Source organism: Chryseobacterium lathyri (genome assembly GCF_019970085.1).
Lineage (GTDB): Bacteria > Bacteroidota > Bacteroidia > Flavobacteriales > Weeksellaceae > Chryseobacterium > Chryseobacterium lathyri.
This window is the reverse complement of record NZ_JAHXYG010000004.1, coordinates 118,851-135,137: the sequence shown is the minus strand read 5'-3', so window position 1 is coordinate 135,137 and position 16,287 is coordinate 118,851. Positions and strand designations below refer to the sequence as shown.

General features: G+C 36.6%; 17 protein-coding genes. 10 read left to right on the top strand and 7 right to left on the bottom strand.

From position 1 onward, the window contains the following. Window positions 1-102: 102 nt before the first annotated feature. Both purF and LC418_RS13570 read left to right on the top strand, forming a co-directional pair. The gene (gene purF, locus LC418_RS13575) at window positions 103-1,602 is read left to right on the top strand and encodes an amidophosphoribosyltransferase (protein WP_111953326.1); all 1,500 of its coding nucleotides are present in this window, start codon (window positions 103-105) and stop codon (window positions 1,600-1,602) included. A gap of 141 nt (window positions 1,603-1,743) precedes the next feature. Continuing rightward, window positions 1,744-2,688: a glycerophosphodiester phosphodiesterase family protein gene (locus LC418_RS13570; RefSeq protein WP_223559522.1), complete on the top strand. Its 945-nt coding sequence runs from the start codon at window positions 1,744-1,746 to the stop codon at window positions 2,686-2,688. Window positions 2,689-2,862: 174 nt separating this feature from the next. On the opposite strand, the gene LC418_RS13565 is transcribed toward LC418_RS13570, so the two are convergent. From LC418_RS13565 to aroB, 5 genes are all read right to left on the bottom strand, one after another. Next, on the bottom strand, window positions 2,863-3,570 hold the full coding sequence (locus tag LC418_RS13565; protein WP_111953607.1) for a porin family protein: 708 nt from the start codon (window positions 3,568-3,570) through the stop codon (window positions 2,863-2,865). Window positions 3,571-3,904: 334 nt separating this feature from the next. Then, entirely contained in the window at window positions 3,905-4,597 is a 693-nt protein-coding gene (locus LC418_RS13560; RefSeq protein WP_223559521.1) for a porin family protein, read from the bottom strand. Window positions 4,598-4,601: 4 nt separating this feature from the next. After that, entirely contained in the window at window positions 4,602-5,285 is a 684-nt protein-coding gene (locus LC418_RS13555) for a porin family protein (RefSeq protein WP_223559520.1), read from the bottom strand. A gap of 316 nt (window positions 5,286-5,601) precedes the next feature. Continuing rightward, window positions 5,602-6,231 carry a porin family protein gene (locus tag LC418_RS13550; protein ID WP_223559519.1) on the bottom strand — a complete coding sequence of 210 codons (630 nt, stop codon included), beginning with the start codon at window positions 6,229-6,231 and terminating at the stop codon, window positions 5,602-5,604. 279 nt (window positions 6,232-6,510) lie between these two features. Then, entirely contained in the window at window positions 6,511-7,557 is a 1,047-nt protein-coding gene (aroB, locus tag LC418_RS13545) for a 3-dehydroquinate synthase (protein WP_223559518.1), read from the bottom strand. Between the two features lie 101 nt (window positions 7,558-7,658). Between aroB and LC418_RS13540 the strand changes: the two genes are divergently transcribed. Then, the gene (locus LC418_RS13540) at window positions 7,659-8,843 is read left to right on the top strand and encodes a pseudouridine synthase (protein WP_223559517.1); all 1,185 of its coding nucleotides are present in this window, start codon (window positions 7,659-7,661) and stop codon (window positions 8,841-8,843) included. 188 nt (window positions 8,844-9,031) lie between these two features. Here LC418_RS13540 and pncA read toward each other — a convergent pair whose 3' ends face one another. After that, complete coding sequence (pncA, locus tag LC418_RS13535; protein ID WP_111953334.1) at window positions 9,032-9,637, bottom strand: bifunctional nicotinamidase/pyrazinamidase; 606 nt, start codon at window positions 9,635-9,637, stop codon at window positions 9,032-9,034. Between the two features lie 436 nt (window positions 9,638-10,073). On the opposite strand from pncA, the gene LC418_RS13530 reads away from it, so the two are divergent. From LC418_RS13530 to LC418_RS13510, 5 genes are all read left to right on the top strand, one after another. Further along, window positions 10,074-11,216, top strand: a complete 1,143-nt coding sequence (locus LC418_RS13530; protein ID WP_111953336.1) for a DEAD/DEAH box helicase — start codon at window positions 10,074-10,076, stop codon at window positions 11,214-11,216. Between the two features lie 164 nt (window positions 11,217-11,380). Then, window positions 11,381-11,917 carry a YfiT family bacillithiol transferase gene (locus LC418_RS13525; protein ID WP_223559516.1) on the top strand — a complete coding sequence of 179 codons (537 nt, stop codon included), beginning with the start codon at window positions 11,381-11,383 and terminating at the stop codon, window positions 11,915-11,917. Then, window positions 11,911-12,372, top strand: coding sequence for a DUF1569 domain-containing protein (locus tag LC418_RS13520; RefSeq protein WP_223559515.1), 462 nt, complete (start codon window positions 11,911-11,913; stop codon window positions 12,370-12,372). Before LC418_RS13525 ends, LC418_RS13520 begins: the two co-directional genes overlap by 7 nt. Further along, complete coding sequence (gene ytxJ, locus LC418_RS13515; RefSeq protein WP_223559514.1) at window positions 12,369-12,746, top strand: bacillithiol system redox-active protein YtxJ; 378 nt, start codon at window positions 12,369-12,371, stop codon at window positions 12,744-12,746. The genes LC418_RS13520 and ytxJ overlap by 4 nt, the downstream gene beginning before the upstream one ends. Next, window positions 12,746-13,339: a Crp/Fnr family transcriptional regulator gene (locus LC418_RS13510; RefSeq protein ID WP_111953342.1), complete on the top strand. Its 594-nt coding sequence runs from the start codon at window positions 12,746-12,748 to the stop codon at window positions 13,337-13,339. Before ytxJ ends, LC418_RS13510 begins: the two co-directional genes overlap by 1 nt. A gap of 1 nt (window position 13,340) precedes the next feature. On the opposite strand, the gene LC418_RS13505 is transcribed toward LC418_RS13510, so the two are convergent. Next, entirely contained in the window at window positions 13,341-14,753 is a 1,413-nt protein-coding gene (locus LC418_RS13505) for an aminotransferase-like domain-containing protein (protein ID WP_223559513.1), read from the bottom strand. Between the two features lie 93 nt (window positions 14,754-14,846). Here LC418_RS13505 and LC418_RS13500 point away from each other — a divergent pair, with 93 nt between their 5' ends. Together LC418_RS13500 and LC418_RS13495 are read left to right on the top strand one after the other, a co-directional pair. Beyond that, the gene (locus LC418_RS13500; RefSeq protein ID WP_223559512.1) at window positions 14,847-15,731 is read left to right on the top strand and encodes a DMT family transporter; all 885 of its coding nucleotides are present in this window, start codon (window positions 14,847-14,849) and stop codon (window positions 15,729-15,731) included. Window positions 15,732-15,815: 84 nt separating this feature from the next. Beyond that, entirely contained in the window at window positions 15,816-16,037 is a 222-nt protein-coding gene (locus LC418_RS13495; RefSeq protein ID WP_111953348.1) for a hypothetical protein, read from the top strand. Window positions 16,038-16,287 lie beyond the last annotated feature (250 nt).

Here is a 16,287-nt window from a genome sequence, read left to right as displayed (position 1 = left end):
TTTAGATAAAAATTAGATGTTAAGTTTTTGTATTTAACATAATATTTAATTTTCATCTAATTAAAATCTATCAAAATAAAATCTAGATTAGAAAAAATAGAAATGAAAAGTTTAGACATTCATAAAAGTGAATATTTAAAACAATTTGAGACTCAAACCTACGGAAGAAATCTTTTCAGAACGCAGGAAGAAGAAAGATTGGATGCTCCGAATGAGGAGTGCGGAATCTTCGGAATGTATTCTGATAATGATCTTGATACATTTTCTCTTTCGCAGTTCGGGCTTTTTGCTTTACAGCACAGAGGTCAGGAGGCGTGTGGTATTTCTGTTTTAAAAGACGGAAAAATTACCAATATGAAAGATGAAGGTTTGGTTTTGGATGTTTATAAAGAGATCCAGGATCCTGAAGCTTTTATGGGAAATTCTGCAATCGGACACACTCGTTATACGACTGCAGGTGACAAAAAGAAGTATAATTTCCAGCCATTTTTCGCGAAAAACGAATATGACCAGATTATTCTTTCTATAGCGCATAACGGTAACCTTACCAATGCGAGAGAATTAAAAAATGAATTGGAAGCTGAAGGCGTAGTTTTCAGAGCTACTTCCGATTCTGAGGTTATTTTAAGATTAATTCAAAAAAATCTTGATTTAGGACTTCGCGGAGCCATTAAGGCGACCATGGAGAAAATTGAAGGCGCGTATTCCGTAGTGGGAATGACAAGAAATAAATTCTTTGCTTTCAGGGATTTCAACGGAATCCGTCCGTTGGTTTTAGGAGCTGTTGACGAAAAAACTTACGTTGTAGCTTCCGAATCTGTTGCATTGGATGCCGTAGGTGCCCAGTATGTACGTGATATTTTACCTGGTGAAATCATTTATACGAATGAAAACGAACCGGGTAAGCTTAATTCTTACATGGTCAATGAAGCAAGAGGCAAGCAAAGGATCTGTTCTTTTGAATATATCTATTTCGCAAGACCTGACTCTACTTTAGAAAATATCAATGTATACGAGATCAGGGAGAAATCCGGTGAAAAGATCTGGGAACAGGCCCCTGTAGAAGCTGATGTAGTAATTGGAGTTCCCGATTCAGGAGTTCCGGCTGCTATTGGTTTCTCCAAGGCCTCAGGAATACCTTTCCGTCCGGTTCTGATTAAAAACAGATACATTGGAAGAAGTTTCATTGTTCCTACACAGGAAATGAGAGAAAGAGTAGTGAACCTTAAGCTTAATCCTATCATTTCTGAGATCAAAGGCAAAAGAGTTGTGATCATAGATGATTCTATTGTAAGAGGTACCACTTCCAAAAGATTAGTAAAAATTCTGAAAGATGCAGGAGTAAAAGAGATCCATTTCAGAAGTGTTTCTCCACCTATTATTGCCCCATGCTACTTAGGAATAGATACCCCTTCGAAAGATGATCTGATTTCTGCCAACATGACTACCGAAGAGCTTAGAGATTACCTGGGAGTAGACTCTCTGGAATTTTTAAGTACAGACAGCCTGAAAGAGATTTTAGGATCTTCCAACCACTGTTTCGGATGTTTTACAGAAGAATATCCGGTAGGAAAAGGAGAGGAGGTAGAATTGTTTAATTAATATTCTATCCATTTGAAATAAATGAAAGAGCCAGATTTTTATATCTGGCTCTTTTTGTTTTTATAAATGTATCAAAAGTTTAATATTCCTGTATCATACAATATAAAAGCAAGTTTTAATTTTATGCTATTAAAACTTCATATGAAAAACGTATTCTTAACAGGTATTTTTCTGGTATTTGCCCATTTGTATTCCTCTCAGTCTTTCGATAAGCAGGCACACCGCGGAGGAAAGTCCTTATATCCCGAAAATACAGTTCCGGCTATGAAGAATGCTCTGAAAATGAACATCACAACGCTGGAAATGGATCTTGCTATTACAAAGGACAAAAAAGTAATCCTTTCCCATGACGCTTTTCTTTCTCCCGAATTAGTAACAAAGCCCGATGGAACTTATATTCCCAAAGATTCAGGTTTTTACTATAAAATTTATGATATGCCTTATGCTAAAATTCAAACATTTGACGTAGGCTTAAAGAAACTTGATAACTATCCTGATCAAAAGAAAATAAAGGCCCAAAAGCCTCTCTTTTCAGAAGTAATAGATGCATGTGAGGCTTACTCCCGTGAATTGAAAAGACCTTTACCTTTTTATAATATAGAAACAAAAACACGTCCTTTTTCTGACCATATATTTCATCCTAAACCAAAAGAATTTGTAGATCTGATGATGAGCATTATTCTAAAAAAAGGAATTCAGGACCGGGTAATCATTCAGTCGTTTGACCCCAGAACATTGGAAATCATTCATAAGGAATACCCTAAGATCATGACTGCTTTGCTGGTGGAAAAAGTTGATGATAAAAAGTTGGCACAACAGCAGGCTCATTTCAAAAATATCCCTGCAGAGAAATTCAGGCAGTATCCTGATCATCTGAATGGTGTATCAGGAGATATGAAATTTCTGAGTTTTACCCCAACCATTTACAGTCCTGATCACACACTTGTTACTTCAGAGCTTGTACAGGAATGCCATGCGTTGGGTATGAAAGTTATACCATGGACTGTCAATACCAAAGAAAGGCTAAAAGAATTAAAAGACATGGGAGTAGATGGAGTGATCAGCGATGATCCACGAATATTCTAATAATTTGAGTTACGCGGGTACGGGTTTGAGAGTCAGAGAGTTTTGGGTGCCGTTGACAATTGGTATAAGATTCATTATTCTAAAATCACTTTCTACGTCAGTAAAAACGAAAGTCCGGACTTAAAATTTTTAAGTCCAGACTTTACTATAGGTTAAATAATTGATTGTCCTCTATTAGAATTTATAATTCAAGCCTAACTGAAACGCTCTGTGGTTCAATGGCTCAGTACCCTCAGGCTTTTGGTTTCTCATATCCGTAAGACTGTTGATATATCTTGCGTTGATCCCAATATTTTGAGTAATATCATATCCAAGACCTAAACCGAGACCTAAGTTAAACTTGTTAACATTATCTTTATTAATGTCTTCAGAGTTAGATACAGACTGAGTGGTTGTAACTCCTCCTGTAGTTGTAGAAATAGTACTGTTTCCGGAATTTTTCCCGTTAATGAAATAGCTGAATTCAGGACCTGCTTCTACATAAAATTTCTCTGTAGGTCTCATCTGTACCATTAAAGGAACTGAAATATAGTTCATGGTAGTTTTGTAATCGCTTTTCGTTTTAATATTAGTATCACCAACAGTTACATCAGTGGAAGAGATTACACTTTTCGCTCCTAACTGGTTGTATAAAACTTCCGGCTGTAAGCTGAATTTCTGAGAAAGTGGAATATTAACTAAAACCCCCGCATGAAATCCGATTTTCTGGTTGTTAAGGCTTAGTTTCTGCTCACTGAAATAAGATGAGTTTCCACCCGCTTTAATACCGAATCTGATAGGTTGTGTTTCTTTTTTGATTGGCTCTGTGCTTACTGTTTTTGTTTCTTGAGCAAACGTCATCATGCCAGCAGCAACTGCCAACCCTAGAAATAACTTCTTCATAATTTTATTTTTTAATTTTACTATTTTACTTTTCACCTGATTTTTCAATCAGACTTGATTTATTTTGCAAAATGCTTGCCAAACTCCAAAAACCCTTATTTAAAGGGCTTTTATGAAGGTTTTTCATATTACCTTGTCTATGCTTTTAACTGTTTTTTAAGAAAAATTATATTATGAAAATTTGTTTTTGAAAGATGATTGTAAGTGAAATTGACTTTATGTTGATGATTTGACACAAAGTTAAAATTGAAAATATGAAATGTTGTTTCCCCTGATAGGATACAAAAATGCCGGACCAAAAAAGATCCGACATTAACTTGAAAATAATATATCTCTATTTGAATTTATAAGCTAAACCAACCTGTAATGCGTTGTTTCTAACGGCATCGTATGAATTGTACTTGTAGATATCTGTAACTCCGGCCGTGAATCTGGTTGTAACTGCAAGATTTTGAGCGAAATAATAACCAGCTCCGATACCTATTCCAAAATTGAATTTATTGAATAAGTCCATAACAATTTTATCAGAATAACTCTGTGTACTGCTTGCTCCGTCCTGATTACTGGTTTGAGTGAGGTCACCTTTGGATCTCCCACCCAGAAGGAATCCGAATTCCGGACCTGCTTCTACATATAATTCAGGCAACAGATTGTACTGAAGCATTAATGGTACTGAAAGATAGCTTAAAGAAAGGGTTTCTTTATTGTTCATTCTGGCGTCAGGAATATCAAAGTTGATTGTGCTTTCTATTTTTGAGCCCAATCCGTTATATAATATTTCCGGCTGAACACTGAATTTGCCTGAAACCGGAATATTGACGAAAACTCCTGCATTAAATCCAATCTTTGACTTTCGCTCATAATTTGACCAATAATAAGTATCCTCATTTCCATCAGTGTGAGAAGAAATGTTCATTCCTCCTTTTACTCCAAAAGTAATGGGAGATTTAGATATAGTCTCTGTTTTTTCCTGTGCAAATACCAATGAGCCTGCCGTAACGGCTAATCCTAAAAATAACTTTCTCATATTATTATTTGAATTTATAAGCCACACCCACCTGGAATGCATTATTTCTAACAGTATCTGCACTGTTTTCTTTAAAGATATCTGTAATACCCGCAGTAAATCTGGCTGTTACCCCAAAATTCTGTGTAAAATAATATCCTGCTCCAATCCCGATCCCGAAATTGAATTTATTATATAAATCTTTAACAATTTTTTCTGAAAATGTTGTTGTCTGCGTAGTCGTAGTATTTCCGGAAGTTTTGGTAGTGGTAATATCACCTTTATCTTTTCCTCCTAACAGAAATCCAAATTCCGGACCTGCTTCTACATAAAGCTGAGGAAGGATATTGTACTGTACCATTACAGGTACGGCAAGATAGCTCAGTGTCTTTTTATAATCTACTTCTCTGGTGTATCTGTCAGAATTGGAGTAATACACTTCTCTTTCTTCAGTTTTTGAACCTAACTGGTTGAAAAGAAGCTCCGGCTGAATGCTGAATTTCTCTGCTACCGGAATATTGGCAAATACTCCAGCGTTAAAACCAGGCTTCAGTTTCTGGTCATTATCATACTGATCCACTTTGCTTAGTGTTGAAGCGTTGAATCCAGCTTTAACCCCAAAAGTAACGGGTGTAGAAAATTTTGTTTTTTCTTGAGCATTAACCGAAAGGCTTGCTGCAATTGCTAATCCTAAAATTAGTTTTTTCATGGCTATAAAGTTTTAACTTATTTCTCCGTACTTCAGCAAAATTCCCGCCAAAGAGAATAAAATGACAAAAATCATGTTAAAAAGCGAAAAAGTCAGGCTTAAATGAATAAACCTGACCTTTTCTATTTGAAATCAATTTATATATGAAGAAACTTTGCTGTAGACACTTATAAAATATAAATGCTTTCAGCTTATCTACAAATGGCAAAATTCTTGCCAAAAAAGATGAAGATATTGTGTGCATAAAAAAACCGAATTAAATAAATTAATCCGGCTTTCTATTGAATATAAAATTTGTTTCTGAATGTTAAGCTTACTATTTGAATTTATAAGCTAATCCTACCTGGAATGTGTTATTTCTTATAGCATCACCAGAATTGTCTTTGAAAATATCAGTTACCCCAGCTACATATCTTGCTGTAATTCCTAAGTTAGGAGTAAAATAATATCCTGCACCAAGACCGATACCAAAGTTGAATGTTTGTAATTGGTCTTTGTAATTATCAGAAGTGGTAGAGTTTCCATTATTTTCGTTTTTCAATTTGTTTTTAGCACTTACCAAAAACCCGAACTCTGGTCCAGCTTCTAAATAAAGATTTGGAATTAAGTTATACTGGAACATTACCGGTACAGCGATATAATCTAATTTAGTTGAAGAAGAATACTTAGTCCCTAATAGAGTGTAATCTGCTTTTGCACCATATTGAGAATACAATACCTCCGGCTGAACGCTGAATGATTCTGCAATTGGAATATTTGCAAATACACCTGCATTGAAACCGATTTTAGATTTTTGATCATCCAAACCTTCGTCTTTAGAAAGAGAAGATACGTTCATTCCACCTTTTACACCAAATGTTACCGGGTTAGAAGAAGATGATGGAGTCTGCTGAGCAAACGCTAATGAACTTGCAGTTACTGCCAATCCTAAAATTAACTTTTTCATAACTTTAATTTTTTTAATATTTTACTATTCTAATTTTAAATTTTACTACTGTCAAAAACTTACTACTGAGTTTGACGCAGATTATCTTTCAAATTGCTTGCCAAAAACAGATAACATGATAAAAGTCAGTAAAAAAAGCAGCCTAAATTACAAGCTGCTTTTATTTAAAATATTGATTATTAATAATTTACATTAAAAAACAAACGTTTGTTTAGAGATAATCTAAATTATTAATTCCATTAAAATAGTAAAGAAGAATGATTCTTTTGTATAAATAATTTAAGCATTATTCAATTTTCTGTAAAAATCAAGAGACTTCAAAATGTTTTCCTCACTGCATTGGTGGTCATAGGTACACGAACCGATTCCTGAAAGTAATGAAAAATTAATTTTGCGGTCTGTATTCTTTTTATCGTTCAGCAAAAGTGCAGTAATACTTTCATCCGTAAAATCACTGATGTCAAGATAAGGGTAGTACCTCTGAATGTTTTCCACAATATCCGCTGCATCCTGTTGGGTAATAAGATCTTCAAGATAAGCCAGATGGGCTTCACAGATCATTCCCATGGCAACAGCTTCACCGTGAAGAATAGGGTTTCCTTGGCTAAGGCAGAGACTTTCTACGGAATGTCCGATTGTATGTCCGAAATTTAAGGTCTTCCTAATGTTTCTTTCATGAAAATCTTTTTCCACGACGTCCTGCTTGATATCCATTGAAGTCTGGATATGGGGAACTATAGCTTCTACATCAAGTTTGTGGATCTGAATAAGACTTTCCCAATGCGCTTTGTCAGCAATAAGGCCATGCTTCAGCATTTCTGCAAAACCACTCCGCAATTCTTTAAACGGAAGTGTTTCCAGAAACTTAGGATAAATGAAAATCTGTTCCGGAAAGGCAAAAGTTCCTACCATATTTTTATAATGCATAAGGTCTATCCCTGTTTTTCCTCCGATAGAGGCATCACACATTGATAAAAGGGTAGTAGGAATATTAATGAACTGGACTCCTCTTTTATAGGTAGAGGCTACAAAACCACCCATATCCGTAATTACACCGCCACCAAGGTTAATGACTAGCGCTTTTCTGTCTGCCTGCATTTCGGTAAGAATCTCCCATAGCTGGTTGGCGGTCTGGATATTTTTCATTTCTTCACCAGCCTCAATCTCAAGAATTTCGAAGTTTAAGTCTGTTTCCATATTGCCTAATAGAACCGGAAGACAATATTCATGGGTATTTTCATCAACTAAAATAAAGATCTTACTGAAAGATTTTTCGTGAAGGAAACTATTTAATTGAGAAAAATCATCGTTTAATATTGTTATCATTATTGGAGTTTCTTTAAAATTAAAATAAAACTATTCTGCAAAGTTATGATTCTTAATTTTTAACTCGTAACTAAATTACTATCTTTGCAGAAATTTTTAGAATGAGCAGAGATAACAATAATTCAGAAAGACCAAAAAGACCAAGAACTTCAACAAGAAACAATTCTGATGATTCTCGTGCTTCTAGATCTGGAAATTCTTCAGGATCAAAACCTTTTAAGAAGCCTTTTCCAAAAGCTGGTGAAAGAAATACTGACTATAAAGGAAGCAATTCGAAGTTTGAGCCGAAACCTTTTAAGAAAAGCGGAGATAACCCTACGAACAGAGATGAGGACTCCGAGGCAAAAACTGAGAGCAGAGCTTATATTACCAATTCAAGTGAAGGACGTGAGAGAAAAACTTTTGGTAAGTCAGCACCCAAAAAAGGCGGAAAAAGTTTTGACACCAGAGACAAGTATGAAAGAGGCAGCCTGAAATACGGAAGAAGACCATCCGCTGGAGATGACAAAAATGATGATAAGGCAAGATCTTTTGTACAGAAAAGAAGGTTAAACAAAATTGAGAAAGATGTTCATAAGGACACCATCCGTCTGAACAAGTATATTGCCAATTCCGGGATCTGCAGCAGAAGAGAGGCTGATGAACTGATTACGCAAGGACTTGTGGAAGTAAACGGACAGGTGGTAACTGAAATGGGATATCAGGTTCAGAAGACTGATAAAGTAGTTTTCGACGGCCAGGGTATTACCCCAGAAAAACCGGTATATGTGCTTCTAAACAAGCCAAAGGGATACATATCTACAACTAAGGACGACAAAGCCAGAAAAACAGTAATGGATCTGGTTGCTAATGCATCGCCATACCGTTTGTTTCCTGTAGGAAGATTGGATCGTTCTACAACCGGAGTTATTCTTTTGACAAATGACGGGCACATGACGAAAAAGCTGACACATCCTTCTTTTGATGCCAAAAAGATCTATCACGTAACCCTGGATAAGAAACTGACCCATGAAGATATGAAACTGATTGTGGAAGGGATCCGCCTTGATGAAGGAGTAGCTGTTGTAGATCAGATTTCTTTTATTGAAGGAAAACCGAAAAATGAGATAGGAATCGAAATTCATATTGGCTGGAACCGTGTGATCAGAAGAATTTTCCAAAGACTTGGATATGAAGTGGAAGCTTTGGACAGAGTGATGTTTGCAGGTCTTACGAAAAAGAACATCAAACGTGGCCATTGGAGAATCCTTACAGATCTGGAAGTTAATAATCTTAAAATGCTTTAATAAGTTTGAGTTATAAATTATGACTGACGAATCTGCTGATTCTGCATCATAATTGAATATTCGGCTTAAATCATTTAAGGAAATTATACGTATTAAAAAGGCGCAGAAATAAAATTTCTGCGCCTTTTTCTTATCGGTATATTTTATAATTGAAAACAGTTTATGGCTTTCAAAATTATATGTAAATCCTATCCGAGAACTGTAACTCCTTTTTGGATCATCTCATAAATAGCATCTCTGCCATTATCCGGCTTTACATTAACGGCTTTCGTTCCATTGAAATGAAGGCATGTGATATATCCGTTTGCAAGCGCATCTGTACACGTAAATTTCACACAATAATCCATTGCAAGACCAACAATTTCAAGCAACTGAATTTCATGATACTTTAAAAAATCATCCAGCCCTGTTTTCATAAAGTGATTGTTGTCCTGAAATCCACTGTAGCTGTCAATTTCTGAATTTTTTCCTTTTTGGATAATGTGGGTTACTTTATCTCTGTTCAGATCTTTGTGGAATTCTGCCCCGAAAGTACCCTGGATACAATGATCCGGCCACATGAACTGTGGTACGCCGTTCAGGATAATGCTTTCGCCAACTTTTCTGTTGTTGTTGCTGGCAAAACTTTTATGATCGGCAGGATGCCAGTCCTGTGTAAGGACGATCTGGTCATATTCATTTTCTTCCATCAGAAGATTAATATAGGGGATGACCTCATTGGCTTCAGGAACTGCTAATGCGCCGCCTTCACAGAAATCATTCTGTACATCTACGATTATTAACGCTTTTTTCATATTTAGATTTCTCGAATTTTGGATAAAATTACTCAAAAAACTCTCCAAAACTGAATTATCGGACAAATCGGCAATATAATTTTTAAAAAACAGATAGGAGCAAGGTCTGAGAAAACTAAAATTAACCTGAGTTCGGGATAAGGCATTTCTGTTTTTAACATGATAAGGAAGCCTGAAGCTGGAAGAGGGAAGTTATTGAGGTCGTAAAAAATAACTATACCTCGGTTTTTTATTAATTTTTTTTAAGAATAATAATTCAATTTTAACTATAGTCCAATAGTAACTTCAAGCACCCCTCTTCCTGCTTCCAGCACTTCAATCTTAATTTCTTATCCCGAACTCAGGTTAAAATTATTAGACTTTTGCTTGTAGGAGATACAATTTCGGGCTATCTGTCAAATATCAATAGCTTATCTTTGCACCAAATAAGTATTTTATGTCATTTGAGTCGTTAGGATTATCACACAATATTATTCGTTCTGTCAACAAATTAGGTTACCTGAAGCCATTTCCGATTCAGGAGAAGGCTGTTCCTGTAATTCTGCAGGGAAAAGATCTGATGGGAATTGCACAGACGGGTTCCGGAAAAACGGCTTGTTTTGTGATGCCTATTTTAGAAAAATTACAGAATTCAGAAGTTAAAAAAGACCGTAATGTTCAGGTTTTAATATTGGTTCCTACACGCGAGCTCGCCATTCAGATTGATGAAGTTTTCAGGGCTTTTACCGAAAATCTGAAACGTGAGGTACGTACTATGGCTGTTTATGGTGGTGTTTCTATCAATCCGCAGATGAAAGGAATGTTTGGAGTGGAAGTTCTTATTGCAACGCCCGGCCGTTTATTGGATTTAATTGATCATAACGCATTAAGTATTTCAGGAATCCAGCATTTAGTGATTGATGAGGCAGATAAAATGTTTCAGCTAGGTTTTGGTGAAGAAATGGATAAGCTTTTCGCACTGATGCCTGTAGTGAAACAAACGACCCTGTTTTCAGCAACTTTAAATGATAAGGTTTCTGAAATGAAGGAACGCTTATCCATTAATCCTGTAATTATTGAAATTAAAAAAGAAGAAGTAGAAATTGATAATATCGAGCAGCTGGCCTATCATGTTTCTCCGGAAAATAAAGGTCCTTTTTTACGCTATCTAATTAAAGAGAAGAAGGTTGAAAAAGCGCTGATATTTGTTTCCTCTACAAGATCTGCAGATAATTTAGTGGAAAAGCTTAAAAAGAATAAAATTAAAGCCGTAGCCATTCACAGTCAGAAATCACAGGGTGCCCGTAGAAATAATTTAGAAGAATTTAAAGTAAATGGAGCTCAGATTTTAGTTGCTACAGACCTTATTGGCCGTGGTATCCATATCGAATCTTTACCTTGTGTGATCAATTATGAATTGCCGCGATCGCCTTTAGATTACATTCACAGGATTGGCAGAACGGGACGTGCAGGCGAAAAAGGAACTGCCATTAATATTCTGACGGATGACGAACTGCAGCATTTCAGGGTGATCCAAAAAAAGATGGGCAGGAAAGTGACTTTACAGAGAACGGAGGGAATTGATCTGCATGGTTATTAGCAGATGAATTTAATTATATAGCTTCAATTTAGAATTGAAGCTTTTTTATTTTCTCACTCAGTATAATTTTTTGAAATTTTATTTTTTATTGTCTTTCTGCTTTTCTTGTAGTAATTTTATCACAACAGAAAACTTGATTAAACATACCACCAAGAAAATTAAAAATGAACGATTTAGAGCAAAAGAAATTTCCCATCGGTCAGTTTCAGCAGTCTGAAAATATCTGTGACACGAAGCTGGATGAGCATATTAAAGTCATCAAGAATTTCCCGGCAAGACTGAAAGATCTGATTGAGAATTTCACGGATGAGCAATTAGATACCCCTTACAGAGAAGGAGGATGGACGGTCCGCCAGCTTGTTAACCATATTGCAGACAGCCATATCAATAGTTTTATACGTTTTAAGCTGGCCCTTACAGAAGATAATCCTGTGATCAAACCTTATGATGAAGCCAAATGGGCAGAACTTCAGGATAGTGCCAATATGCCTGTAAAGCCTGCGATGAGAATGATTAAAGGAACGCATCAGAGATGGACGGTTCTGCTTAATACTCTTACCAATAAACAATTCGAAAGAACTTTCCGACATCCTGAACAGAATAAAGATTATGACTTAAGACATTATCTTGCTTTCTATGTATGGCACTGTAATCATCATTTTGCCCACATTGAAAATCTGAAGAGAGAAAAAGGGTGGTAAAGAAAAGTCTGCATAATCCTGTTTATTTTGAAGAAATTGTCTACAGAATTTCTCTTCTTACTAAAAATACTCCACAAAGATGGGGGAAAATGAACGTTTCCCAAATGCTGAGACACTGTGATTTTGTTATTCAGATAGCTCTGAGAAAAGTTGAACTTCCGGAACTTAATTTCTTTCTTGCTGCAATAGGAATAGTAACCAAAATAGAAATGCAGATCTTTAATAACGGAATTCCCCGAAACATGCCTACTTTTCAAAAACTAATCGTTAATTTTGAATGTGATTTTGATGAATCAAAAACCAATCTGCTGAATACACTGAAGGACTTCCGGACAGCATCTGAAAATAAAGATCTTCCGGACTACCACAGATTATTCGGGAAAATGACTGAAAAAGACTGGGGATTTTTAGAATACAAACATCTTGATCATCATTTAAAACAATTTAATGTATGAGTTTTTTTGATAAAATATTCGGAGGAAAAGAAAACAACCCTGAGCATCAATCCTTCTGGAAAAAAATAGAATCTGAGGAAGACCTGGCCAAAGCCATTGCAGCATCCCATCACCATAAAATTGCTATTTTCAAACATTCAACACGCTGCTTCATCAGCAAAACAGTATTGAAAAACTTTGAAAAAGAAATAGATAGTTTGGATAATAAGCTGGATTTATATTTCTTAGATTTGCTGGAATACAGATCCATTTCCAATAAAATTTCCGAAGACTTTGGAATCAGGCATGAGAGTCCTCAGCTGATCATAATTGAAGATGGAAAAGTCATTAACAGTGCATCGCATGAAGATATATCCGCAAGCCAGATTTCATAATGAAGAATATTAACACATATTTAGCCAAAGTATTAAATGTTCCTTTAGAAAAAGTGAACATGTGCAGCTTACACTATGAAGTGAAGAAAATACCTAAGAATCAGTTTCTTTTACAGTATGGTGAAATCTGCAGGCATATATTCTTTGTAGAAAAAGGGCTGTTGAAAATGTATTCCATTGACAAGAACGGAAAAGAGCACATTATACAGTTTGCCCCCGAGAGCTGGCTGATTTCTGACCGAAGCAGCCTTTACTTCAACGAAAAATCAATTTACTATATAGAAGCGGTGGAAGATACAGAGGTTCTGTTTCTTCACCCCGATTTTTTCAATAATCTCGTAGAGCAATTTCCTAACAGTATCGAAAGAAGTGATTTTCTTTTACAGAAGCACATCAGAAGCCTCCAGAACAGGATCAATTCTTTATTAGGCGAAACAGCAGAAGAAAGATACATGAAATTCATTAAAATGTACCCCGACCTTCTTTTGAGAGTTCCCCAATGGATGATCGCATCTTACCTTGGAATCACGCCTGAAAGCCTGAGCAGGGTAAGAAAAGAGCTGGCACGGAAAAATTTTGTTCCTGACAGATAAATCAGATCCTTTTTGCGAGCGTTCCAACCTGCTGAAGACATAGCCTGGTTTCTTCTGTCCACGGAAGACCAATACACAGACGCATGCAGTTTTCAAACTGATCCTGCAGGGTAAACATCCTGCCCGGAGCAATACTGATGTTCTGTTTAATAGCCAGATCATAGAGTTCAGTGGTACGGATATTTTTATCAAACTCCACCCACAGGGAAAGACCGCCTTGCGGGCGGCTTGTTTTTGTGCCTTCAGGGAAATAGTCTGCGATAGTCTGCACATAATTCTGATAATTGTTCTGAAGAGCTTTCCGCATTTGATGGAGGTGCTTTTCATACCTTCCGGACTTGAGGAAATTGGCTACCGCTTCATTAACAATAGAAATAGATGAAGTAGAATGGAGCAGCTTGAGCTTCATTATTTTATCCTTATATCTTCCGGGTGCAATCCATCCTACGCGATACCCCGGAGCCAGCGTCTTTGAAATTGAGCTGCAGTACAGCACATTTCCGTCTCTGTCAAACGACTTACAGCATTTCGGACGGCTCGCTCCAAAATAAAGATCACCGTATACATCGTCTTCTATCAGAGGAATCCCGTTTTCAGAAAGAATTCTCACAATCTCTTTTTTATTTTCATCCGGCATACAGCTTCCCAGCGGTGAATTGAAATTGGGAATTAATAAACACAGATCTATCTGTGGAATCACTTTTCGCAGGGCTTCTATTTCAATACCTGTTGTCGGATGGGTAGGAAGTTCTAGTACATTTAAACCCAATCCGTGTGCCAGCTGTAAAATACCCGGATAACAGGGACTTTCAATGGCTATTGTATCGCCAGGTTTGCCTAAGGCCATCAGGCAGAAAGATAGTGCATTCATCCCACCGTTTGTGGTAACCAAATCGTTTTCGCTGAGATTTCCGCCCCATTGAAGTGAACGCACTGCAATCATTCTCCGCAACTTTAAATTTCCCTGAAGTTCCTCATATTCCGTTCCGCCATCTTTTAATTCACGGGTTGCATTAATGATCTCCTTCTTTAATTTGGCCTGTGGCAGAAGGTCTCCCGAAGGAATTCCGATAGAAAAAAATGTCAGCCCTTTTTTACCCATATTTTCGTAAACCTTGCTGATCAGTTCGTCCGGTTCGTCATTATTGGCAATCAGAGAAGGCCGGCTTACTTCGGGAAGAGGAAGCTTCACAGACATTAGTCTGCTTACAAAATAACCTGATTGAGGCTTGGACTCAATTAAAGACTGTGACTCAAGCTCAAGGAAAACACGTTTTGCCGTATTCATGCTTACCTGATGTTCCTGGCACATCATTCTTACTGAAGGCAGCCTGTCTCCGGCCTTCAGGACGCCATTTCTGATCTGGGAAGCAATTCCCTCAGCAATTTCTGTATAGATAAATTCTTTGCTCATTTTTCACAACTGTACTCATGCAAATATACAAAACTGAGACTGTGTTTATTCATTTCAGTGCTTTAATTTTGAATTATCAAAAAAATATAGAAAATGATGACAGATAAAATTTCTAAAGATGAAAATATAAGCGGGTTGATTAACGGCTTTATAGGTGTGTTGCTATTCAGTGGATCTATGCCTGCTACCAAATTGGCCGTAATGGAAATGAGCCCGATTTTTGTTACCATAGCCCGTGCTGCTATTGCAGGAATTCTGGCGCTTTCCGTTCTGATGATTTATAAAGAAAAACGGCCTGAAAAGAATCAGATATTTCCCCTTTTGCTGGTTTCTATCGGTTGTGTAGTTGGCTTTCCACTTCTTTCCGCATTGGCACTTCAATACCTTACTTCGGCACATTCCATTGTATTCTTAGGAATGCTTCCTTTGGCAACTGCTGTATTCGGAGTTTTTCGTGGAGGAGAAAGACCACATCCTATATTTTGGTTTTTTTCTGTTATCGGAAGCCTTTTGGTAATAGGATATGCTGTTTCGCAGGGAATATCCGCCTCACCTGTTGGCGACATCCTTATGCTTCTTGCGGTTATCCTTTGCGGTATGGGATATGCCGAGGGGGCAAAACTTTCAAAAACATTAGGAGGATGGCAGGTAATTTCCTGGGCTCTGGTATTAGCTTTGCCGGTGATGATTCCTCTATTTTTCATTTATTTTCCAGATCATATCGAGACCGTAAGTTTCCAGGGATGGTTTGGGATGGCTTACATTTCCCTTTTCAGTATGTTCATTGGATTTATATTCTGGTACAAAGGTCTGGCGCAGGGTGGTATTGCTACGGTAGGACAGTTACAGCTTTTGCAGCCTTTTTTCGGATTGGCACTTGCTGCTTATTTTCTTCATGAGCAGGTGAGCATAGGTATGGTGGGAGTAACCATTGGGGTTATTTTATGTGTTGCAGGAACCAAAAAGTTTGCGAAATAATCAAAATAAAGCATTATGATCCAAGTCATAAAAGGACATTTAGTAATGAATTATCTTTGGAACATATTACAAAATATATCTATTATGAAATTTACCATCGCATTAATGCTATTAGGCTTGACTGTATTGAGCTGCAAAAAGGAAACAAAAGTAGACACTTCTACCACAACAACAGACAGTGTAATTATTGATAGGGCACCGGCAGACACCGCTGTTGTTACTACTCCTGTGCCTTCCGATACTTTGCATACTGCAAATCCTGCAGCTACCAAAAAAACAGATACAGCTAAGGTTATCAAAAAATAATTTTTATCATTCATAGATTTTAAAGCCCGTTTTATTTAAAGCGGGTTTTAATGTCTTTTACAGCAGCTGTCGGGATTACAGCTTATATTGAAAACTTATATTTATTAATATGATGATTTAATCTCTAAGAATTCAATAATATATTTTGTTTTTGCTAATTTATTTAACTTATTTTAACAGTTTACAAATTAATAAGGTTCAATATTTGTATTTGGTTTGATTGAATCTGATTTCATAAATTTTTTACTAA